Source organism: Actinomadura sp. NPDC048955 (assembly GCF_040649435.1).
In the GTDB taxonomy this organism is placed as follows: domain Bacteria; phylum Actinomycetota; class Actinomycetes; order Streptosporangiales; family Streptosporangiaceae; genus Spirillospora; species Spirillospora luteofluorescens.
The window spans coordinates 55,566-77,565 of sequence record NZ_JBEZJI010000032.1 but is presented as its reverse complement, the minus strand read 5'-3'; the positions used below and the strand labels follow the sequence as shown (position 1 = coordinate 77,565).

Below are 22,000 nucleotides of genomic sequence, written 5' to 3'. Positions count from 1 at the left end.
AATTGCTCTTCTCTCCTCATCGGGCCTGGCGGCCCTCCATCGTCGAGAAAAGCGGCGATCGCTGGCATCGCTCCGACTCGCCCAAAGGCTCGCTTCGCGATCAGATTCTTGCTTCGCTCGAATCTGCCTTCGGACGCGATCGCGGCCATCGAGGGCGGTGCAGGCGTTGTGTTCGCTGCTGGAAGCGCTACAACCAGCCCAGATCCCTTGCTGTGCGGGCGGCGGTGTGGCGGTTGTCGGTGCCCAGTTTGGTGACGGCGGCGGAGAGGTAGTTGCGGACGGTGCCCTCGGAGAGGCCCAGGGTGCGCGCGATGCGGGAGACGGGGGCGCCGTCGGCGGCGGCGCGGAGGGTGTCGAGTTCGCGCGGGGTGAGGGGGCACTCCTCGGCGGCGAGGGCGTCGGCGGCGAGCTGGGGGTCGATGTAGCGGGCGCCGCCGGCGACCTGCCGGATGACCTGGGCGAGGCGGCGGCCGGGCGCGTCCTTGCCGAGGAAGCCGCGGACGCCGGCGGCCATGGCACGGCGCAGGTTGCCGGGGCGGCCGTGCGCGGTGACGATCACCAGGCGGCAGGCGGGCAGCTCGCGGGACAGCCGCTCGGCCGCGGCGAGGCCGTCCAGGCCGGGCATGTCGATGTCGAGGACGGCGACGTCGGGCTTGAGGGCGAGGGCGCGCTCCACGGCCTCGTCGCCGCGCCCGACGTCGGCGGCGACCTCGATGCCGTCCTCGGTCTCCAGCAGCAGGACGAGCGCCTCCCTGATCAGGAGGTGGTCGTCGGCGAGCAGCACGCGGATCATGCGTCTCCCTTCGCGGGGACGGCGGCCGTCACCCGGAACGTCCCGTCGCCCCCGGGGCCCGCCCGGAAGCGGCCGCCGGCGGCCGTGATCCGTTCGGCGAGGCCTGCCAGGCCGCTGCCGGCGTCCCCGGCGGCGCGGCGCGCGGCCCCGTCGTTGACGATCTCCAGCTGGACGCGGTCGCGGCCGGCCCGGACGGTGATCTCGCACCAGGTGGCGCTGGAGTGCCGCAGGACGTTGGTGGCGGCCTCGCGGGCGACCCAGCCGAGCGGTTCGTGGACGTGGGCGGGCAGCTCCGGCGAGACCTCGGGGCGCTCGCAGCGGATCCCGGCGGCGCGCAGTACGGCGGACATGCCGTCCAGCTCGGTGCGCAGGGACGTGGCGCGGTAGCCGCGGACGACCTCGCGCACGTCCCGCACCGCGTCCCGCGACATCGTCTGGATCTCGGTCAGCTCCTTGCGGACGCGGCCGTCGTCGCGTTCGAGGTACCGTTCGGCCACCTCGGCGCGCAGCGCGACGGCCTGGAGGCTGTGGCCGAGGACGTCGTGCAGGTCGCGGGCGAACCGGAGGCGCTCCTCCCCCACCGCGGACCGGGCCAGCTCCGCGCGCGCCTCCCGGAGCTCCTGGACGACGTGGAACAGCCAGACCGTGACGTATCCGGAGAAGGCGCCGAGCGGCACGCCCGCCACCTCGTACAGGACGGTGAGCGCGGGGAGCCCGAGAAGCTGGCCGTAGACGGGGGTCAGGACGGTCGCCGCGGCGGCCGTGACGATCGCCTCGCGCACCGGGAGCACGACGGCGATCAGCCCGGCGGGGACCAGGAGCGCGTTGCCCCAGCCCTGACCGGTGCCGAGCAGCGGGGGCAGCGCCCAGCAGATCACCGCGATCGCGGCTAGCCCGAGCCGGTGCGCGGGGGCGGTGCGGCGCATCAGGTTCTGCCACAGGAGGCGGGCGTAGAGGCCGAAGGCCGCACCGGTCCCGGCGAGGGCCAGGAGCAGGCGCCCGGCGTCCCGCCGGTCGACGATCTCGTACCAGAGCGCCTGCAGCAGGGACCCGGCCAGCGTCAGCATCGTCATCCCCACGATGATCGCGGCGATGACGGTGGGACGGGGGATCCTCGGCTGCACGCGCCCAGCGTATGCGGCCGTCAAGGGAGGGCGCGGGGGGCTCAGGCGGCGCGGAGGCGGGCGGCGTCCCGGCCGGTGACCAGGCGGCCCTCGTCCAGGATCCCGACCCGGTCGGCGCGGCACGCCTCGGCCGGGTCGCGGGTGGTGACGACCACGGCGACGCCGTCCGCGGCGAGCCTCGCCAGCACCGACCACACCTCGCGCGCGGCGGCGCCGTCGAGCCCGGCGGTGGGCTCGTCGAGGACGAGCACGTCCGACCGTCCGACCAGGGCCAGGGCCAGGTCGAGCAGGCGCCGCCGCCCGGCCGTCAGCCGCTCGAACGGCACGCCGGCGTGGCGGGCGAGGCCGGTCATGCGCAGCGCCTGGTCGCGGGTGAGCGGATCGAGGGTCCAGCGCCGCCAGGTGTCGACGACCTCGGCGACGGTCAGCCCCGGGAAGAGGCCGCCGTCGCGCCACACGGCGCCGGCGCGCGCGGCGTCGCGGTCGGTGTAGGGGTCGGCGCCGCGAAGCCGGACGGTTCCGCCGGTGGGGCGCCGCAGCCCCGCGAGGATCTCCAGGAGGGCCGTCTTGCCGGACCCGTAGCGGCCCAGCAGCGCGTAGACCTCGCCCCGCCCGACGGTGAACGAGACGTTGCGCACGGCCTCGTTCAGGTCCAGGTCGCGTACCTCGATCACAGGTGCCTTCATGGTTTCCATGGTGTCCGGCGGCCGCGCGGGCGCGCAGTCACGGACGTCAGGAAACGATCATGAAGTTCTCAGGGGTGACCCATGACGGATGTCATGGTTCGGCGATCGCCCATCCGGAGGGCGGGACTTCCGCGCCGTCCCCAGCGAAGGCCGCCTCACCGGCCACGCGCGTCCAGGCGGCGGCGGGCAGATTCACCCAGGCGGGCTCATCGCCCGCGTTCAGGACGACCGCCAGCCGCTCCGGGCCGTCCTCCACGGTGTAGGAGAAGGCCGTATTGGTCAAGGTGGCCGCCGTGGTCCGCGCCCGGACGAGCCAGGGGTGGCGCCTTCTCACGCCGATCAGGTCCTGGTGAAGGCGGTGGTGTGCGCCGCCGTGCCCGGGAACGTCGCCGGGATGGTCGGGGAACGGCGGCCGTATGGCGTCGTCCCCGCCTTCGCGCTCCTCCTTGACGCCTTCGAAAGCGAACTCGTCACCGGCGTAGATGGACGGGACGCCGCCGACGGTCATCAGGATCACGAGCGCGTGGGCCAGATCGCGCCGTTCGGTCACCCGGGTGGCGATGCGGGTCACGTCGTGATTGCCGAGGAAGGTCTGCGGGGCGAACGTGGCCAGCATCCCGTTGTGGCGGTCGAGCGCGTGGGCGAGTTCGAAGAAGTTCCGGTCGTTCAGCGAGCTCCAGATGGCCTTCCACAGCTCGTACTGGGTGACGGAGTCGAATCCGGTCTGTTTCACAAGGCCCGCGTAGTCGCCGTGGATGACCTCGCCGACGAGCCAGGCATCGGGAAAACGCGCGCGGACGCGGTCTGTGACCGTCCGCCAGAAGTCCGGCGGGACGGCGTAGGCGGCGTCGAGGCGCCATCCGTCCACGCCGCGCTCCAGCCAGTGGGTCATGACGTCGGTGACGTAGTCGGCGACCTCGGGTTCGGCGTGGTTCAGGGTGACGAGCCGGTCGTGGCCCTCGAACGTGCGCAGGTCGGCATGGAACCACTTCCGGTAGGCGGAGGCGTCGCCCTTGGAAGCGACATCGGCGAACGGGGCGAACCCGCGCCCGACGTGGTTGAAGACGCCGTCGAGCAGCACGCGGACGCCCTTGTCCGACGCCTCGCCGAGCAGCCGCCGCAGGTCGTCCTCGCCGCCGAGGCGGGGATCGACCCGGTAGTGGTCGACGGTGTCGTAGCCGTGCGTCTCGGAGGCGAACACCGGGCCGAGCGCGAGGCCGTTGCAGCCGAGGCCGACGAGATGGTCGAGCCAGCCGGCGATCCGTCCGAGCCGCGGCTCCGGCGCGACGGCGGCCTCGCGTTCGGCGCCGACGAAACCGAGGGGATAGGCGTGCCACCAGATGGCGTGATCGGGCCAGCGCATGCGCGTCTCCCTACCCGCATTCGCCCGCGAAAGTCCGGTGGGCGGGCTCTGCTCCGCGCCCACCGTGCTCCTACGCGCCGTCTAGGCGCGGACGAGGATTTCCGGCTTCAGCTCGTCCGGACGCTTGACGCCGGAGAGCGCCATGGTCAGCTCCAGTTCGGCCTGGAGGCAGCGCAGGACGTGCTGGACACCGGCCTGGCCGCCCAGTGCCAGCCCGTACGCGTACGGGCGCGCGACCAGGACCGCCTTGGCGCCGAGGGCGAGCGCCTTGACGATGTCCGCCCCGGTCCGGATCCCGCTGTCGAAGAGGACCGTCGCCTGGTCGCGGACGGCTTCGACCACGCCCGGCAGCGCGTCCAGCGAGGCGACCGCGCCGTCCACCTGCCGCCCGCCGTGGTTGGAGACGATGACGGCGTCCATCCCGGCGTCCACGGCCTGCCGGGCGTCGTCGGGATGCTGGATGCCCTTGAGCGCGATGGGCCCGTCCCAGTGCTCGCGCAGGAAGAGCAGGTCGTCCCAGGTCAGGCTGGGATTGCCGAAGTTGGCGACCCAGTGCAGGAGCGCCATGTCGCGGTTGGCTTCCGTCACGGGCCCGCCGACGGCCTTCTGGAACACCGGGTCGCTGAAATAGTTCGCCACCCCGATGCCGCGCAGGAACGGCAGGTAGGCCTGATCCAGGTCGCGCGGACGCCACGCCAGCGTGAACGTGTCGAGCGTGACGACGAGGGCGGTGTACCCGGCCGCCTTCGCCCGCTCCAGGAAGCTGACGGCGAGCTCCCTGTCCTTGGGCCAGTACAGCTGGTACCAGCGCGGCCCGTCCCCGTTCGCCTCCGCGACCTCCTCGATGCCGAACGAGGACGCGGTGCTCAGCACCATCGTCAGCCCCTCGGCCGCGGCCGCCCGCGCGACGGCCAGCTCACCGTCCGGATGGAAGATCGACTGCACGCCGATGGGGCCGAGCAGGACCGGCGACGGCATCGGGGTTCCGAGGACGGTCACCGACAGGTCGCGCTCGGCGACGTCCCGTAGCATCCGCGGGACGATCCGCCACCGGTCGAACGCGGCGCGGTTGGCCCGCGCGGTCGCCTCGCTGCCCGCCGACCCCGCCACGTAGCCGAACGCCCGCGCCGACAGCGCCCGCTCCGCGAGGCCCTCCAGCCTCGTCAGGTCCGTCGGCAGCGCCGGCAGGACGTCCCCGAGCCCCTGCAGATAGATCGAGTTCTGGAAGTCGGCCAGCCCGCTCAACGAAACCTCCACCTGCTCGACGAACTCCCACCTGGGAAAACCGAAACGGTTCCCGCTCAATCTGCCAGGTCCGCGGAGGTGACGAAACGGGATCGATCCGCCGACTTGGCCGGATCACCCGGTGAGGCGGGCCAAAGATGTCCCCGGGACCGGCCACAATGTGGGGCATGGCACGACGCGGATCCCAAGCCCCTCCACCTCCGCCGGACTTCGAGGAGAACATCGTCGACGTCGACGTCTCCGACGAGATGCGCGGCAGCTTCCTCGAATACGCCTACTCGGTCATCTACCAGCGGGCGCTTCCCGACGCGCGCGACGGCATGAAGCCCGTCCAGCGCCGGATCCTCTACTCGATGAACGAGATGGGGCTGCGCCCCGACCGCGGGCACGTCAAGTGCGCCCGCGTCGTCGGCGAGGTCATGGGCAAGCTGCACCCGCACGGCGACAGCGCCATCTACGACGCGATGGTGCGGATGGCGCAGCCCTGGGCGATGCGGATGCCGCTCGTGGACGGGCACGGCAACTTCGGGTCGCTCGGCGGCGACGACATGCCCGCCGCCATGCGGTACACCGAGGCGCGGCTGTCCCGCGAGGCGATGCTGATGGTCACCTCCATCGACGAGGACACCGTCGACTTCCGGCCCAACTACGACGGGCAGGAGCAGGAGCCGGAGGTGCTGCCCGCCGCGTTCCCGAACCTGCTGGTCAACGGCGCGTCCGGTATCGCGGTCGGGATGGCCACGAACATGGCGCCGCACAACCTCGGCGAGGTCGTCGCCGCGGCCCGGCACCTGATCGACCACCCGGACGCCACGCTCGAGGAGCTGATGCGCTTCGTGCCCGGCCCCGACCTGCCCACCGGCGGGAAGATCGTCGGGCTGGACGGCATCCGCGACGCCTACGAGCGCGGCCGGGGGACGTTCCGCACCCGCGCCACGGTCTCCATCGAGAGTGTCACGCCCCGACGCAAGGGCATCATCGTCAGCGAGCTGCCCTACGCCGTCGGCCCCGAGCGGGTGAAGGCCAAGATCAAGGAACTGGTCAACGCCAAGAAGATCCAGGGCATCGCCGACCTGAAGGACCTCACCGACCGCACGGTCGGCCTCCGCCTGGTCATCGAGATCAAGAACGGCTTCAACCCCGAGGCCGTCCTCGCCGACCTCTACCGGCTGACGCCGATGGAGGAGACGTTCGGCATCAACAACGTCGCCCTGGTCGACGGCCAGCCCCGCACCCTCGGCCTGCGCGACCTGCTCCAGGTCTACATCGACCACCGCATCGACGTCGTCCGCCGGCGCTCCCTCTTCCGGCGCCGCAAGCGCGAGGACCGCCTCCACCTGGTGGAGGGCCTGCTCGTCGCCCTGCTGAACATCGACGAGGTCATCCAGGTCATCCGGCAGAGCGACGACGCCGCCCAGGCCAAGCAGCGCCTCATGCAGATCTTCGAGCTGTCGGAGATCCAGGCGCAGTACATCCTCGACACCCCGCTGCGCCGCCTCACCCGCTTCGACCGCCTGGAGCTGGAGAAGGAGAAGGAGCAGCTCGCCAAGGAGATCGCCAAGCTGACCGCGATCCTCGACTCGGAGCGCAAGCTGCGCGGCGTCGTCTCCCGGGAGATGGGCGAGGTCGTCAAGGAGTTCGCGACCCCGCGCCGCACCATCCTGCTGGAGTCCTCGGGCCACACCGCCGCGGAGGCCGTTCCGCTGGAGGTGGCCGACGACCCGTGCACGGTGCTGCTGTCCGCCACCGGCCTGATGGCCCGCACGCACGACGCCTCGCCGCTGCCCGACAGCGGCCCCCGCGCCGCGCACGACGTGCTGACCTCGGTCGTGCCCGCCACGGCCCGCGGCCAGGTCGGCGCGGTGACGTCGCTGGGCCGGATGATCCGCATCGACGTCCTCGACCTGCCGACGCTGCCGCCGTCCGCGACGCCCCCGTCCCTGGCGGGCGGAGCGCCGGTCACCGAGTACGTCGACCTGGAACCGGACGAGACGGTCGTGGGCATCGCCTCCGTCGGCGAGGAAGGCGGCGGCCTCGCGCTGGGCACCGCCCAGGGCGTGGTGAAACGGGTCGTCCCCGACTTCCCCGCCAACCGCGACGAGTTCGAGGTCATCGGCCTCAAGGACGGCGACCGCGTGATCGGCGCGGTCCAGCTGATGTCCGAAGAGCAGCACCTCGTCTTCATCAGCACCGACGCCCAGCTCCTGCACTTCGCCGCGTCCCTCGTCCGTCCCCAGGGCCGGGCCGCCGGAGGCATGGCGGGCATCAAGCTCGGCTCCGGCGCGAGCGTGCTGTGGTTCGGCGCCCTCGACCCGTCCCGCGAGGCGCGCGTCATCACGGTCTCCGGCTCGTCCTCGGCGCTGCCCGGCACCCAGGCCGGCGCGATCAAACTCGCCGACTTCGCCGACTTCCCGCCGAAGGGCCGCGCCACCGGCGGCGTCCGCGCTCACCGCTTCCTCAAGGGCGAGGACGTCCTGGTCCAGGCGTGGGCGGCCCTGACGCCCCTGCGGGCCGCGGGCCCGAGCGGCAGGCCGGCGACGCTCAACGTCACGATGGGCCGCCGGGACGGCTCCGGCGAGCCGCTGGACAAGCCCCTGACCGCCGTCAGCGGCCCGATCGGCCCCGTCCCCGAAGACGACGGCCCGTCCGAAGAGGAATGACGCGCGAGGCCCCGGGCGAACCCGCCCGGGGCCTCTGCCCTTCGTCGCCCGGCGCGGGAGAGGCCTGCCGGGCGGCGGAAGGGGTGACGTCAGTCGGCGCAGATCGCGTAGACGCTGATGCCGACGTCGTTGTAGCCGATCTGGCGGCCGAGCGCGATCCAGCCGCGCCCGTCGGGGGTGGGGAACGAGCCGACGAGGATGGCGCCGTTGCCCTGCGCCTCCCCGCCGCCTCCGAGGACGTGCTTGCTGCCGGGGCAGTAGACGGTCCGGCGCTGGAAGTTGGGGACGTTGGCGTTCGGCAGGGTGACGATCTGATAGCCCGGCGGAACGGCGGCGGCGCGAGCCGCGGCGGGCTTGGTGGGGGTCTGGGCGCTGGCGACTCCGGCGGTGGCCAGGCCGGTCACCGCGGCGGTCGCGGCCAGGGCCAGAGCAGTGGTCTTGATCGACGGCATGTGTTCTCCTTCGACGGTGGCTCCCCGCCGCCGGAGTCCACGCACCCCGCAGGCGCGGGGCGAGTCTGAGGCGTGAGCGACGGCAGGTGGGCCAGGGACCGAACACAAGGAGTGTTCACTACGTCACACTCGGCCGCCAGACGTCTCGACGGCTCACTTGATTACGGAGTGTGCACATACCGGCATTAGAGCGAGGGCCTGTTCGCGTCGCGACGCTCTCACCTGCGGTAGCCGCTCGACCACAGAAAGTCGCCGTCCAGATCCGGCCACGCCCTGAGCCCGTCTCCCGTGGCGGCGCGGCGAGGGGAGTCCGGGGTCAGGTCTCGATGTCGTCGGGACCCCAGTGGGCCTCCATGCGGACGATCTTGCCTCCCTCGTTGAAGGTCATGACGTCGATGGCGTGGACGCGCAGGCCGGGGACGTCGACGGTGAAGGCCATCGCGGCGCGGTCGCCGTGGGAGCCGCGGATGGGCGCGTCGAGCGTGAGCTTGGCGCCGCCGGCGATGGCGTTGGAGTAGAACTCCTCGATGGCGGCGCGGCCGCTGATCGGGGGGTGGCCGACCGGGTCCTCGATGACGGCGTCGTCGGCGTAGAGGCCGCAGACGGCGGTCGCGTCGGCGGCGTTGAAGGCGTCGACGTAGGTCTGGAGCGCCTGCTTCATGTGGTCCTGGGAGGGCATGCCCGAAGCCTAGCAAGCGATCGCTTGGTTACCCTGAGGCGGAGGGGCGCGCCAGGGTGCCCTGGGCTTCGCGCGGACGCGGCACCGGTGTCCGCAGGCCGCGTTCGGCGCAGTCCGCCAGGGTCTGCAGGAGGTCGGCCGGGCCGCCGGAGGCGTCGTCGTAGTGCCAGAACCGGATGACCTTCTCCCCCTCCGCCCCCGGGTTGAAGCGGCCCAGGGTGAAGCAGCCGGCGATGGCCATGCGCACGATGACGCGCTCGCTGTCGTCCAGCCCGTTCACGTAGGCGGCCGCGTCGATGAGGCCGATCGCGGCGCGGGCGTTGCGGCCGTCGTCGCACGGGTCGGGGCGGTTGATCCGCCATTGCGCGTAGGGGCGCAGGTAGTCCGCGATCATGCAGGTTCTGAGCACGGTCCCATGCTGGGGCGGCGCGGACGCCCGGGAGTGGGCTTTGACCAGCGCCTTGCCGGACGCTGACCGAAGATCATCCGCCGAGGCCGTGCCTGAAGGCGTAGGTGACGGCCTGGGCCCGGTCGCGGAGGTTCGCCTTCGCGAACAGGTTGTTGATGTGCGTCTTGACGGTCGCCTCGGAGATGAACAGGTCGCCCGCGATCTCGGCGTTGGAGCGCCCCCGGGCGATGAGGGCGAGCACCTCCGCCTCGCGCCGGGTCAGGCCGTCCGGCAGCCCGCCGCCCGCGGCCCGGCGAGGGGCGTCGCCGGCGGCCACGGCCTCAATCAGGCGGCGCTGGACGGCCGGGTCGAGCTGCGAGGCGCCCCCGCGGACGGCGGCGACGGCGCGGGCGATCTCGTCGGCGTCGGCGTCCTTGGTGAGGTAGCCGCGGGCTCCGGCGCGCAGCGCGGCGAAGATCGACTCATCGTCGGCGTAGGTGGTGAGGACGACGATCCCGACGTCCGGGTAGGCCTCCCTGATGCGGCGGGTCGCCTCCACGCCGTCCATCCGCGGCATGCGCAGATCCATCAGGACGACGTCGGGACGCAGCTCGCCGACCATCGCCACGGCCCGCTCGCCGTCGCCGCACGCGCCCGCGACCTCGATGCCGGGCAGCAGTTCCAGCAGGAGGACCAGCCCCTCCCGCACCACGGTCTGGTCGTCGACGACCAGGATCCTCGCCGAGTCGCTCACCGCTCGCCCCTCCCGTCAGGCCGGCACGCTGAGGGACACGCGGAATCCCTTGCCGTCCGGTCCGGTGACCAGCGTGCCATCGATCAACTCCGCACGCTCCCGCATCCCCACGAGGCCGTAACCGCCGCCGCCCAGTTCCTCGACGGGCTCAGTGCCGCCCGTGTCGGTCACTTCGAGCTCCACCTTGCCGGTGAGGTAGCGCAGGGCGACCTGGGCGCGCGCGCCGGGGGCGTGCTTGCGGACGTTGGTGAGCGCCTCCTGCGCCGTCCGGACGACCGCGAGCCCGGCCTGCGGGGGCAGCTCGCGCGGTGCGCCGGTCACGCGCACGTCGCAGGGCCGCCCGGTGCTGGCGTAGAACTCCTCGGCGAGCTCCTGGATGACCTCTTTGGGCTGCGGTATCTCCCCGCGGAGGGTGGCCAGGGCCCGCCTGGTCTCCTCCAGGCCGGAGCGGGCGAGGTTCCGTGCGCGCTCGACCCGGTCCAGGGCCTGGACGCGGTCGCCGTCCCGCGCCAGCAGCAGCCGCGCCCCCTCGAGGTGGACGATCTGCGCCGACAGCGAATGGGCCAGGATGTCGTGGATCTCCCGCGCGATGTGCGACCGCTCCGCCAGGACCGCGTTGGCCGCCTCCGCGCGCCGGGTCGCCTCCTGCGCGGCCTTCCCCCGGCGGCTCGCGAGCGCGCCCAGGGTGATGCCCGCGACCGCCGCCATCTGGCCGAGGTCGGCGCCGCCGGAGGCGAACACCTCCCCCAGCCCGCCGATCACGGCGATCGTCAGCGCGCTCACCGTGATGCCCCCCGGCACCGGCAGCCACATCAGCAGCATCCAGAGCCCGGCCATGGAGATGAAGAACCCGCTGCCGACGTCAGGGGCGAGCGCGTACAGCGCCATCGCCGTACCGAGGGCCCCCAGCAGGAGGACGACGCCCAGGCGCCGGTGCGGCGCCCCGCTCTCCCTTCCGAACCAGATGCCGCTCCCCAGCAGGGCGAGCATGACCGCGTTGAGCACCACGAGGGCCAGGCCAGCACCGTGCAGCGCGGGAGCGGGATCGGCCTTGAGGAGCCCGCGAAGGTAAGCGATGAGAGCCCAGGTCAGCAGGACGCCCAAGAGCACGAGACGGATGGTCCGCTCCCCGGGACTCCTCACGGCACGACACCGCCCGGCACCGCACCGCCCGGCACGGTGGCGTGCGGGCTCGTCGCCCCCCGCTCGTCGGCCGCGTCCTGGGCGAGCGCCGCCGCGAGTACGGGCGGGACGCCGTGCGCCAGGTGCCCCTCGGCGGGGCGCGCTCGCGTCCGCCGGTGCCGGACCGGAGCGGTGACGGCAGCGGCGAGAGTGTCGTCCAGCGTGGTCATACCCCTGAGGGTAGGCAGGGACGGCCCCTGCGAGAATCGGCGCCCGGCTGGACTTCCCGGCCTCCACCCCAGGGTGGAGGCCCTCCCTCAGGTGTCGATGCGCTCCACGTCCAGCTCGGTGGCTCCGGCGGTGATGAACGCGCGGCGCGGGGCGACCTCGCTGCCCATCAGCAGGTCGAACACCTTGCCCGCCTCCTCCGCGTCCTCGATGCGGACGCGGCGCAGCACCCGGTGCCGCGGGTCGAGCGTCGTCTCCGCCAGCTGGTCGGCGTCCATCTCACCGAGGCCCTTGTAGCGCTGGATCGGCTCCTTCCAGCGCTGGCCCTTGCGCTCCAGCTCGACGAGCCGCTGCCGCAGCTCGGCGTCGGAGTAGGTGTAGATGTACTTCTCCTGGCCCTTGCGCGGCTTGACCAGCTCGATGCGGTGCAGCGGCGGGACGGCGGAGTAGATGCGCCCGGCCTCCAGCATCGGCCGCATGTAGCGGTGGAAGAGGGTGAGCAGCAGCGTGCGGATGTGCGCGCCGTCGACGTCGGCGTCGGCGAGGATCACCACGCGCCCGTAGCGGGCGGCGTCGACGTCGAACGTGCGCCCCGAGCCTGCGCCGAGCACCTGGATGATCGCGGCGCACTCGGCGTTCTTCAGCATGTCGGCGACGGACGCCTTCTGCACGTTCAGGATCTTGCCGCGGATCGGCAGCAGCGCCTGGAACTCGGAGTTGCGGGCCAGCTTGGCCGTGCCGAGCGCCGAGTCGCCCTCGACGATGAACAGCTCGCTGCGATCGTCGGCGGAGCGGCAGTCGACGAGCTTGGCCGGGAGGGCGGAGTTCTCCAGGGCGTTCTTGCGGCGCTGGTTGTCGCGCTGGGTGCGGGCGGCGATGCGGGTCTTGGCCGCGCCGACCACCTTCTCCAGGACGGCGCGCAGCGGCTGCTTCTGCCCGCGCGAGGGGTTCTCGAAGATCGCGCGGAGCTCGCGCTGCACGACCTGGGAGACGATGCGCGTCGCCGCGGACGTGCCGAGGACCTCCTTGGTCTGCCCCTCGAACTGCGGCTCGGGCAGCCGGACCGTCACCACGGCGGTGAGGCCCTCCAGGATGTCCTCCTTGAGGACGTCCTCGTCGCCGTTCTTCAGCAGCTTCACGGCGCGGAGCTGCTCGTTGAGCACCTTGAGCAGGGCGCGGTCGAAGCCGCGCACGTGCGTGCCGCCCTTCGGGGTGGCGATCACGTTGACGAACGACCTGGTGATGGTGTCGTAGCCGTTGCCCCAGCGCAGCGCGACGTCGACCTCGAGGTCGCGCTCGACGTCGGTCGGCGTCAGGTGGCCCTGGTCGTCGAGGACGGGAACGGTCTCGGTGAAGTGGCCGCGCCCCTGGAGCCGCAGCACGTCGACGATCGGGGCGTCCTTGGCGAGGTAGGAGCAGTACTCGCTGATGCCGCCGTCGAACCGGAACGTCTCGTCGACGACCTCCTCGCCGCGCTCGTCGCGGACGTCGATGGTCAGGCCCGGGATGAGGAACGCGGTCTGCCGCATCCGGTCGAGGACGAGGGACTGCTCGACCGTGGCGTCCTTCAGGAAGATCTGCAGATCGGGCCAGAAGCGGGTGCGGGTTCCGGTGGTCTTCTTGGCGACCTTGCGGATCTGCCGCAGGCCCGACTTCTTCTTGAACCGGGCGTTCGGGCGGCCTTCGTCGGCGAACTCGCCGGGCAGGCCGCGCCGGAAGCTGATCGCGTGGGTGTGGCCGTCGCGGTCGACCTCCACGTCCACCCGCGCGGACAGGGCGTTGACCACGGAGGCGCCGACGCCGTGCAGGCCGCCGGAGGCCGTGTAGGACACGCCGCCGAACTTGCCGCCGGCGTGCAGCCGCGTCATGACCAGCTCGACGCCGGGCAGGCCCGTCTTCGGCTCCAGGTCGACGGGGATGCCGCGGCCGTTGTCGCCCACCTCGAAGGAGCCGTCGGCGTGCAGCGTCACGCTGATGTGGGTGCAGTAGCCGGCGAGGGCCTCGTCGACGCAGTTGTCGACGATCTCCCACAGGCAGTGCGCGAGGCCACGGCTGTCGGTCGACCCGACGTACATGCCGGGTCGCTTGCGCACGGCCTCCAGCCCCTCCAGCACCGAGAGGTGCCGGGCGGAGTAGCCGTGCGGGTCTTCGGTTGTCGCTTCGGCGGTCGCGGCGGTCAACGTGCGTGTGCTCCTCGGGGGTAGGACGGTCGGCAGCAGGGTACCCCCGGCCGCCGACAATCCACCGAAAGGCTCGCCGCCGCCGACGTTCCGCACGCCGGCGCGGGAGGGCCCGTACGGTTCGCCAGGCTACCCGCACTCCGACTTCTAGACCCGGACCTCCACCTTTGGATGGGTGTGGAAAGCCTGTTTTCTCCCTACTGTCCTCGCATGGCGCAAACGATCGAGGTCACGGGCCTCCGCAAGCGATACGGGGACGTCCGGGCCGTGGACGGGGTGACGTTCGCCGTCGAGGAGGGCGAGTTCTTCGGCATCCTCGGGCCGAACGGCGCGGGCAAGACCACCACGCTGGAGATCATCGAGGGACTGCGGGAGCCGGACGAGGGGGAGCTCACCGTCCTCGGCCTGTCCCCCTGGCCGCGCAACTCCAAGCTGCTCCCCAGGATCGGCGTCCAGTTGCAGGCGTCGTCGTTCTTCGAGCGGCTGACCGCGCGCGAGCAATTGCGGACGTTCGGCTCCCTCTACGGCGTCCCGGCGAAGAAGGCCGACGCGATGCTCGAACTGGTCGGCCTGGACGACAAGGCCGACACCCGCGTCGAGAAGCTCTCGGGCGGCCAGGCGCAGCGCCTGTCCATCGCGTGCGCGCTCGTGCACGACCCCGAGCTCGTCTTCCTGGACGAGCCCACCGCCGCGCTGGACCCGCAGGCGCGCCGCAACCTGTGGGACGTGCTCCGGTCGATCAACACCGAGGGCCGCACCATCGTCCTGACCACGCACTACATGGACGAGGCCGAGAGCCTCTGCGACCGCGTCGCCATCATGGACGCGGGCAGGATCCTGCGGCTCGGCCCGCCGGCGGTCCTGGTGCGCGGGCTCGACGCCCCCGCCAGGATCAGCATCGCCAGCGGCGTCCTGGACGTCGCCGACGCGCGGCTCCTGCCGGGCGCGGACGAGGCCGAGGACGACGGCGTCTCGCTGGCCATCTCCACCCGCGACCCCTCCGCGGTGGTCGCCGCCATGGCCGCCAAGGACGCGCTGGACGGCGTCCAGATCCGCGGCGCCACCCTTGAGGACGTCTTTCTGGAGCTCACCGGACGGGAGTACAGGGCGTGAGCACGTTCGAGAGTTTCAAGAGCCTGTCCAGGGCGATGTTCCTGGGCTTCCGGCGCGACCGCACCGCGCTGTTCTTCACCGTGCTGTTCCCCCTGATGTTCCTGGTCGTCTTCGGCGGGATCTTCGGCCACCAGTCGACGTCCAAGGTGAAGGTCCTGGAGGTGGGCAAGGCACCGGTCCTCGACCAGGCGGTGGCGCAGGGGGCGGGCGATCTGTCCAAGGTCATGAGGGTCGAGAAGGCCTCCGACCGCGCCGCCGCCCTGCGCACGGTGGAGAAGGGCGACGCGGACGCCGTCGTGGAGCAGCGCGGGGGCGAGCTGGTCGTCCACTACTCGGCGGCCGACCAGGTCAAGTCCGGGACGGTGCGTGGGCTGATGAACTCGCTCGTCCAGTCGGCGAACCTCTCCGTCTCCGGCAAGCCGCCCGCCTACCGGCTGACCGACCAGCAGGTGGAGGACGACTCGCTGAAGGCCATCCAGTTCTTCACGCCGAGCCTGCTGGGCTGGGCGCTGGCGTCGGCGGGCGTCTTCGGTGCGTCCCAGACGCTCGTCACGTGGCGGACCAAGGGCATCCTGCGCCGCCTCCAGCTCTCCCCGGCGCCCATCCCCACCGTGTTCGCCGCGCGCGTGGCGGTCAGCCTCGCGGTGGCCCTCGTCCAGTTCGCGCTGTTCGTGATCGTGGCGCAGCTCCCGATGTTCGGCCTGAAGCTGAGCGGCGCCTGGTGGATGGCGATCCCGATGGTGGTCGCGGGGGTGCTGGCCTTCCTGTCGATCGGCATGCTGATCGGAGCGTGGGCCAAGACGCAGGAGACCGCCCAGGCGGTGACCCAGCTGATCGTGCTGCCGATGGCGTTCCTGGGCGGCTCGTTCTTCCCGCTGGACGCCTCGCCGGCCTGGATGCGGACGCTGTCCTACATCTTCCCGCTGCGCTATCTCAACGAGGGCATGCTCAATGTGATGGGCCGGGGCCTCGGGCCGACCTCCGCACTGCCCCAGATCGCCGTTCTGCTGGGGGTCGCGGTCGTCGGCGCCTTGATCGCCGTGCGCCTGTTCCGCTGGGACGCCGCCTAATGTGACCTCGGTCACTTATTGGGCCATTCTGCTGTGGGCGTACGAAGAACCAGGTTGGGAACGCCAGCGTCGGGTTAGATGTTGTCCTAAGTACCGACCCCGAGCATGAGGAAGGTGCCGTGACTGGAGCCCTTGCCCCAACCAAGCCGCTGACCGTCGCCGACCGATGCGACCGCTGCGGCGCTCAGGCCTACGTCCGTGCAGTCCTGGTAGGCGGCGGCGACCTTCTGTTCTGCGCCCACCACGGGCGCAAGTACGCAGAGGCCCTCCGCTCCAATGGGGCCGACATACAGGACGAGACCGACCGGCTCACCGAAACCCCGGCCGCCGCTACGGACGAGGAGCGGTAGACCTCCAAATAGAGCGAGCCAAGGACGGCGGTCACCGGAGACGGTGGCCGCCGTTCGCTTTCATTCCTTTGGCGCTCCGCGCAGCGCCAAGCCGCGATAACTGCGGAGAGTATATGAGTGGTTGCATATCGTAGCCATATTGGGACAGTGCCGAGATGCCCTCGCGCTTCGCCTTCTCACCTCTCGGTGACATTCCTTACGCGGTAGTGATATGCGCCCGCCTGGACGAACCCCTCCGATTCGTACAGCGCCCTGGCGGGGGCGTTCCGCTCGACGACGACCAGGTACGCCCGCTCGCATCCCCGCTCCCTTCCCCAGCCGAGGAGGCCCCGCAGGACGCGCCGGCCCAGGCCCCGCCTCCGCGCGTCAGGCGCGACGGCCATGGCGTAGACGCCGAGCCACTCCCCCTGGGGGACGCCGCGTCCCACGGCCAGACCGTCCACGCAGGCGTAGCCGGCGCTCACACCCGTGAGGATCTTCTCCGCCGTCGGCAGCTGATGGTCGTAGCGACCGTCCACCGACCACCACAGATCGAGCCACTCCCGGGACGGGGCGTCCATGACGTCCACGCGCCCCCGCTCGCCGGGGCCGCTCAGGTCGGCCGTCATAGCGATCGTGGGTTCGACCAGCTCGTAACCTCGTCCCGCAAGAATTCCGTCGAGTCCCTCTGGCCGCGCCTGGGCGTCCATCATGAACACGGTCGGCAGGCCGAGCGCGGTGTAGAAGCGCTCGGCCTCCTCGACGGCCAGGTCCACGTCCCCCGGGTCGTCCACGGGCAGGACGGAGTTGGCCCGCTTGGTCACGCCGTCGGCGTGGCGCAGCACCCAGCCGCCAATATCCTGGGCGGACGGCGCGGGCCACGCTTCGGCGACCAGTTCGTCCAACCGCCTGTCCAGGGGCCGCGCCATCTGTCACCGCTTTCGGGGGGATCGTGCACATCCTGCTGCCGCCGTCGGAGAAGAAGGCTACCGAGGGGGACGGTCCGCCCCTCGACCTGGCCTCGCTCAGCTTTCCCGGCCTGACGCCGGTGCGGCGGCGCGTCCTCGCCGCCCTGGCGAAGGCGTGCCGGGGCGCCGGCGCCGCGGAGGTGCTCGGCCTTCCGCCCGGCCAGGCCGCCGAGGCCCTCGCGCGCAACAGGGCGGTGCGCAAGGCGCCGACCCTGCCTGCGGCGCGGCTCTACACCGGCGTCCTCTACGACAACCTCGACCTGGCGGATCTCGACGCCGAGGCGGCCGCCCGGCAGATCATCGTGTTCTCGGGCCTGTGGGGCGCACTGAGGCTCACCGACCGCGTCCCGCCGTACCGGCTGTCCATGGGGACGTCGCTGCCGCCTGGAGGAAGCCTGGGGGCGTCGTGGCGTCCGGCGATGCGCAAGGCCCTCCGGCTGGACGACGATCTGATCGTCGACATGCGGTCCGGACCGTACGCGTCGGTGTGGAAGGCGCCCGGCCCGGCGGTCTCCGTCCGGGTGTTCCGGGAACGGCTCGACGGCGGCGTCGCCAAGCGGACCGTCGTCAGCCACATGGCCAAGGCGACCCGCGGCCGCATCGCCCACGACCTGATCAAGGCGGGTGCCGCGCCGCGCACACCGGAGGACCTGCTGAAGGCCGTCGCCGGCCTCGGCCACACCGCCGAGCTGAACGGCGCGAACCTCGACGTCGTCCTGCACGACTGACGCACCCGGCAAAACCCGACGGCACCCCGGCCTGGACGCGGCAGGACCCCGGCGAGATCGCCGGGGTCCTGCCGTCGGTCGGTTCGAGACGCGGCCGGTCAGTCCAGGTAGTCGCGCAGGACCTGGGAACGGGACGGGTGGCGCAGCTTCGACATGGTCTTGGACTCGATCTGCCGGATGCGCTCCCGGGTCACCCCGTACACCTTGCCGATCTCGTCCAGCGTCTTCGGCTGGCCGTCGGTGAGGCCGAACCGCATCGACACCACGCCCGCCTCGCGCTCGCTGAGCGTGTCGAGGACGGAGTGGAGCTGCTCCTGCAGCAGCGTGAAGCTGACCGCGTCGGCCGGGACGATGGCCTCGGAGTCCTCGATGAGGTCGCCGAACTCGCTGTCGCCGTCCTCACCGAGCGGCGTGTGGAGCGAGATGGGCTCGCGGCCGTACTTCTGGACCTCGACGACCTTCTCCGGGGTCATGTCGAGTTCCTTGGCCAGCTCCTCCGGGGTGGGCTCGCGGCCCAGGTCCTGGAGCATCTGCCGCTGCACGCGCGCCAGCTTGTTGATGACCTCCACCATGTGCACCGGGATGCGGATGGTGCGGGCCTGGTCGGCCATCGCGCGGGTGATGGCCTGCCGGATCCACCAGGTGGCGTACGTGGAGAACTTGTAGCCCTTGGTGTAGTCGAACTTCTCGACCGCGCGGATCAGGCCGAGGTTGCCCTCCTGGATCAGGTCCAGGAACAGCATGCCGCGACCGGTGTAGCGCTTGGCCAGCGAGACCACCAGGCGGAGGTTAGCCTCCAGGAGGTGGTTCTTGGCGCGGCGGCCGTCCTCGGCGATCCACTCGAAGTCCTCGAGGTCCTCTTCGGACATCGACGGACCGGCGACGGCGAGACGCTCCTCGGCGAACAGGCCGGCCTCGATCCGCTTGGCGAGCTCGACCTCCTGCTCGGCGTTCAGCAGCGGGACCTTGCCGATCTGCTTGAGGTAGTCCTTGACCGGGTCGGCGGTGGCGCCGGCGGCCGCGATCTGCTGCGCGGGCGCGTCCTCGTCGTCGTCGCCGAGGGTGAACCCCTCCTCCTCGGACGGGGTGTCGCCCTTGCCGGTCGGGGCGGCCTTCGCGACGGGCGCGGCGGCGGGCTCCTCCTCGGCCTCGGGCTCCTCGGCCTCGGCCGTGTCGTCCTCGAGCTCGGCCTCGAGGTCGGTCAGGTCCTCGAGATCGACGTCAACCTCGTCGTCGCCCTCGGGGCCCTCGCCCTTGTCGGCCTTGTCGGACGAGGCGGCCTTGACCGGCTGGGCCGCGCCCTTCTTCGCCGGCGCGCCCTTCTTCGCCTTGGCGCCCTTCGCCGGCGCGGCCTTCTTCGGCGGCGCGGGCTTGGGAGCCGCCGGGCGCGGCGCGGCGACGGCCTCCTCCGGCGCGTCGTCACCGACGACGGCGGTCACCGTGTCGGGCTGCTCCTTGGCGGCGGCGGCGGTCTTGGGCCTGCGTGCCGGCGGCGTCGCGCGCTTGCGCGGACGCTTGGGCGCCGCGGAGTCGGCAGCGCTCACCATGACGGTCACACCCTCCTTGCTGAGGCTCCGCAGAATGCTGGAGGCCTTCGACACGGGGATGTCGGCCTCCTCGAACGTACGTCGTACGTCGTCGGCTTCGAGGTAACCCTGGGACCGTCCACGCTCGATCAGTTGCGCGATGACGTGATCGTGCAGATCTGACGCTTTCGAGGTCGAGCTAGCAGGCGACACAAATACCTCTCGAACGAACGTGTGGCTTGGTTGACCCAAGTGCCCTGACGGGCTCGGCCTCACACTGGGTGGGACCACACACGGAGCGGACCTCCCGGTGCGGGACCGCAGCGTACCCGCTCTCTCTGGGTCAAGCATTCTGGCACTGCTGCGCATTCCGCCTTGGAGTCCTACCCGGTAACACTCCACCTTAGAGGGCGCGGGGCGGTCCTTCGAACGTCTCGGACCGTCTCGGCGCCGTCTTCGGCGGGGTTCACTCGGACTTGGGCGGGACGTGCAGGGCAAGCACGGTCACATCGTCTACCTGCTCATACCCGGCAAGCATCCGATCGACCAGGAAGTCGACGAGTCTCTCGGGATCTCCTACCACTTCAGGTGGGGCGTCCGCCGCGACGGCGACAAGCTCCTCCAGCCCGGCGTCCACCCCACGCCTACGGTTCTCCACAAGTCCATCGGAATAGAAGACCACAGTGTTGCCGGTATCGATGGAAAAACTTGTCTGCTGCCGCTGGCTCGGCCAGCCGAGGGGGGTTCCGGGCTCCCGCGTGCTCACGCGCGCGGGCGTGTCGGGCGAGATCAGCAGGGCCGGAGGATGGCCCGCGTTGCTGAGCTCCCCCTGCCCGGTCTCGGGATCGATGACCGCGTAGACGACGGTGGTGAACTGCTCCTCGTCCTCGGTGGCGCTGAACAGCCTGTCGAGCCCGGCGAGGACGGCGGCGGGGCGCGGATCGTTCAGCGCGAGGGCGCGCAGGGCGTTGCGGACGCGGCCCATTCCGGCCGCGGCGAGCACGCCCTTGCCCATCACGTCGCCGACGGCCACCGCGAGACGGTTGTCGGCGAGCCGGAAGACGTCGTACCAGTCGCCGCCCACCTGCACGTGGCGTGTCGCGGGGTTGTAGCGGGCGGCCAGCGCCATGCCCGGCAGCTGCGGCAGGTCGCTGGGCAGCAGGCTCCGCTGGAGCTCCTCGGCGGTCTTGTGCTCGCGCTCGAACAGCAGGGCCCGCTCCACGGCCAGCGCGCACTGGCCCGCGAGCGCCTCCAGGAAGACCCGCTCCTCCTCGGTGATCTCCCGGGGCCGGGTGAACGAGAAGCGGAGCGCGCCGATCGGGGCGCCGGCCGCGAGCAGCGGCAGGCCCACCCAGGCGCGCTCCTCCGTGTGCTGGGCGAACAGGTCCCGCTCGCCGTGGCCCAGTTGCAGGCGCAGGCTGTCGGGGTGCTCGGCCAGGAACGGCCGGCTCTCGCGCACCGCCACCGACATCACGGTCTGGTCGCTGACCTTGATCTCGTCGCGGGACGCCGAGGGCGTCTCACCCTCCGACCCCGGCTGGGACGGCGCCACGATGCTGAGCCGCAGCTTGTCGTCGTCCAGCAGCGCCACCGCGGAGTAGTCGGCGCCGATGGCGGACCGCCCGACCTCGGTGATGACCTGGACCACCTGGGAGACGGTCAGGGCCTCGGCGAGCATGGAGGTGGCCTGCTGGAGGCGCGCGGTGCGCAGCGCCGCCGCCGACAGCTGCTCGGTCAGCCGGCCGCGCATCTCCTCGGCCTCGCGCTGCCCCGTGACGTCGGTGTTGGCGCCGACCCACTCGATCACCGCGTCGCCCCGCCAGATCGGCACGGCGCGGACGTCGAAGTGCCGGTACGTGCCGCTCTTGGTGCGGATGCGGTAGTTGGTCTCGAAGACCCGGTTCTCCTCGACGCAGTCGCGCCAGTGCGCCTCGATGCGGGGCCGGTCCTCGGGGTGCACGACCGACAGCCAGCCGCCGACCGCGTAGTCGTCCGGCGTCTGGCCGGTGATGGCGCGCCACTCGGGCGCGTCGTCGATCACGCCGCCGCCCGGCGCGGCGACCCACACCACCTGGGCGCTGGCCTCCACGAGCGAGCGGTAGCGCTGCTCCTTGCGGCGGATGACCTCCTCGGCCCTGCGCCGCTCGGTCACGTCCAGGGCGGTCAGGACGACGCCCTCCCGCTCGTCGCCGCCGCCCTTGGCGGGCAGCCACGTGCACGCGAGGATGCGCTCCTCGACGGCGGTGGCCACGCCGGGCACCGCACCGGACGCCTCGGGCGCGCGTGCCGGGACGACGAGTTCCAGATCGCTCAGCGGGCGGTCTTCGGCGATCACCTTCCGGAGCGCAGCCTCGAACGCGGCCGCCAGGGTCTCGGGCAGCACCTCCGACGGCCGGCGCTGCTGGAGATCCCGCACGCGCACGTCCAGCAGCTCGGCGAGCGCGTCGTTGGCCCGGCGGCAGCGCAGGTCACGGTCGAAGAACGCCAGCCCTTCGGGCGCTTCCTTCAGCAAGGTCGCGTACAGCGCGGCGTCGGACGCATCCATGGGCTGCCCCTCCACCCCTGAGACGCGGGGATGCGGAACGGACGTCT

Annotated in this window: 20 protein-coding genes; 5 read left to right on the top strand and 15 right to left on the bottom strand. The window is 71.8% G+C overall.

The window, feature by feature from the left end:
* Positions 1-187: 187 nt before the first annotated feature.
* From AB0C84_RS27380 to AB0C84_RS27360, 5 genes are all read right to left on the bottom strand, one after another.
* The gene (locus AB0C84_RS27380; protein ID WP_361071852.1) at positions 188-793 is read right to left on the bottom strand and encodes a response regulator transcription factor; all 606 of its coding nucleotides are present in this window, start codon (positions 791-793) and stop codon (positions 188-190) included.
* The gene (locus AB0C84_RS27375; RefSeq protein WP_179847171.1) at positions 790-1,917 is read right to left on the bottom strand and encodes a histidine kinase; all 1,128 of its coding nucleotides are present in this window, start codon (positions 1,915-1,917) and stop codon (positions 790-792) included. Before AB0C84_RS27375 ends, AB0C84_RS27380 begins: the two co-directional genes overlap by 4 nt.
* A 41-nt stretch (positions 1,918-1,958) precedes the next feature.
* Positions 1,959-2,603, bottom strand: a complete 645-nt coding sequence (locus tag AB0C84_RS27370; RefSeq protein ID WP_361071849.1) for an ABC transporter ATP-binding protein — start codon at positions 2,601-2,603, stop codon at positions 1,959-1,961.
* Positions 2,604-2,694: 91 nt separating this feature from the next.
* Entirely contained in the window at positions 2,695-3,966 is a 1,272-nt protein-coding gene (locus AB0C84_RS27365) for an alpha-amylase family protein (protein ID WP_361071846.1), read from the bottom strand.
* A gap of 81 nt (positions 3,967-4,047) precedes the next feature.
* On the bottom strand, positions 4,048-5,211 hold the full coding sequence (locus AB0C84_RS27360; protein ID WP_361071843.1) for a lactate 2-monooxygenase: 1,164 nt from the start codon (positions 5,209-5,211) through the stop codon (positions 4,048-4,050).
* 167 nt (positions 5,212-5,378) lie between these two features.
* On the opposite strand from AB0C84_RS27360, the gene AB0C84_RS27355 reads away from it, so the two are divergent.
* On the top strand, positions 5,379-7,871 hold the full coding sequence (locus AB0C84_RS27355) for a DNA topoisomerase IV subunit A (protein ID WP_179847167.1): 2,493 nt from the start codon (positions 5,379-5,381) through the stop codon (positions 7,869-7,871).
* An 89-nt stretch (positions 7,872-7,960) separates the two neighbouring features.
* Here the strand turns inward: AB0C84_RS27355 and AB0C84_RS27350 are convergent, their stop codons facing one another.
* The 7 genes from AB0C84_RS27350 to AB0C84_RS27320 form a co-directional block, all read right to left on the bottom strand.
* Positions 7,961-8,323, bottom strand: a complete 363-nt coding sequence (locus AB0C84_RS27350) for a hypothetical protein (RefSeq protein WP_361071839.1) — start codon at positions 8,321-8,323, stop codon at positions 7,961-7,963.
* Positions 8,324-8,639: 316 nt separating this feature from the next.
* Complete coding sequence (locus AB0C84_RS27345; protein WP_361071836.1) at positions 8,640-9,002, bottom strand: nuclear transport factor 2 family protein; 363 nt, start codon at positions 9,000-9,002, stop codon at positions 8,640-8,642.
* Between the two features lie 28 nt (positions 9,003-9,030).
* On the bottom strand, positions 9,031-9,411 hold the full coding sequence (locus tag AB0C84_RS27340; protein ID WP_361071833.1) for a hypothetical protein: 381 nt from the start codon (positions 9,409-9,411) through the stop codon (positions 9,031-9,033).
* Positions 9,412-9,484: 73 nt separating this feature from the next.
* Complete coding sequence (locus AB0C84_RS27335; protein WP_361071830.1) at positions 9,485-10,144, bottom strand: response regulator transcription factor; 660 nt, start codon at positions 10,142-10,144, stop codon at positions 9,485-9,487.
* Between the two features lie 15 nt (positions 10,145-10,159).
* Positions 10,160-11,254, bottom strand: coding sequence for a histidine kinase (locus AB0C84_RS27330; protein ID WP_258939265.1), 1,095 nt, complete (start codon positions 11,252-11,254; stop codon positions 10,160-10,162).
* A 29-nt stretch (positions 11,255-11,283) separates the two neighbouring features.
* The gene (locus AB0C84_RS27325) at positions 11,284-11,496 is read right to left on the bottom strand and encodes a hypothetical protein (RefSeq protein ID WP_361071826.1); all 213 of its coding nucleotides are present in this window, start codon (positions 11,494-11,496) and stop codon (positions 11,284-11,286) included.
* Positions 11,497-11,583: 87 nt separating this feature from the next.
* On the bottom strand, positions 11,584-13,674 hold the full coding sequence (locus tag AB0C84_RS27320; RefSeq protein ID WP_179847161.1) for a DNA topoisomerase IV subunit B: 2,091 nt from the start codon (positions 13,672-13,674) through the stop codon (positions 11,584-11,586).
* 210 nt (positions 13,675-13,884) lie between these two features.
* On the opposite strand from AB0C84_RS27320, the gene AB0C84_RS27315 reads away from it, so the two are divergent.
* From AB0C84_RS27315 to AB0C84_RS27305, 3 genes are all read left to right on the top strand, one after another.
* Positions 13,885-14,787: an ABC transporter ATP-binding protein gene (locus AB0C84_RS27315; RefSeq protein ID WP_361071822.1), complete on the top strand. Its 903-nt coding sequence runs from the start codon at positions 13,885-13,887 to the stop codon at positions 14,785-14,787.
* Entirely contained in the window at positions 14,784-15,857 is a 1,074-nt protein-coding gene (locus AB0C84_RS27310; protein ID WP_361071819.1) for an ABC transporter permease, read from the top strand. Before AB0C84_RS27315 ends, AB0C84_RS27310 begins: the two co-directional genes overlap by 4 nt.
* A 119-nt stretch (positions 15,858-15,976) precedes the next feature.
* Positions 15,977-16,207 carry a hypothetical protein gene (locus AB0C84_RS27305; RefSeq protein ID WP_179847159.1) on the top strand — a complete coding sequence of 77 codons (231 nt, stop codon included), beginning with the start codon at positions 15,977-15,979 and terminating at the stop codon, positions 16,205-16,207.
* Between the two features lie 176 nt (positions 16,208-16,383).
* On the opposite strand, the gene AB0C84_RS27300 is transcribed toward AB0C84_RS27305, so the two are convergent.
* Complete coding sequence (locus AB0C84_RS27300) at positions 16,384-17,115, bottom strand: GNAT family N-acetyltransferase (RefSeq protein WP_361071815.1); 732 nt, start codon at positions 17,113-17,115, stop codon at positions 16,384-16,386.
* Positions 17,116-17,138: 23 nt separating this feature from the next.
* Here AB0C84_RS27300 and AB0C84_RS27295 point away from each other — a divergent pair, with 23 nt between their 5' ends.
* Positions 17,139-17,882, top strand: coding sequence for a peroxide stress protein YaaA (locus AB0C84_RS27295; RefSeq protein ID WP_361071812.1), 744 nt, complete (start codon positions 17,139-17,141; stop codon positions 17,880-17,882).
* Between the two features lie 98 nt (positions 17,883-17,980).
* On the opposite strand, the gene AB0C84_RS27290 is transcribed toward AB0C84_RS27295, so the two are convergent.
* Positions 17,981-19,621, bottom strand: a complete 1,641-nt coding sequence (locus AB0C84_RS27290; protein WP_361071809.1) for an RNA polymerase sigma factor — start codon at positions 19,619-19,621, stop codon at positions 17,981-17,983.
* Positions 19,622-19,874: 253 nt separating this feature from the next.
* Positions 19,875-21,953, bottom strand: a complete 2,079-nt coding sequence (locus AB0C84_RS27285; protein WP_361071807.1) for a SpoIIE family protein phosphatase — start codon at positions 21,951-21,953, stop codon at positions 19,875-19,877.
* Positions 21,954-22,000 lie beyond the last annotated feature (47 nt).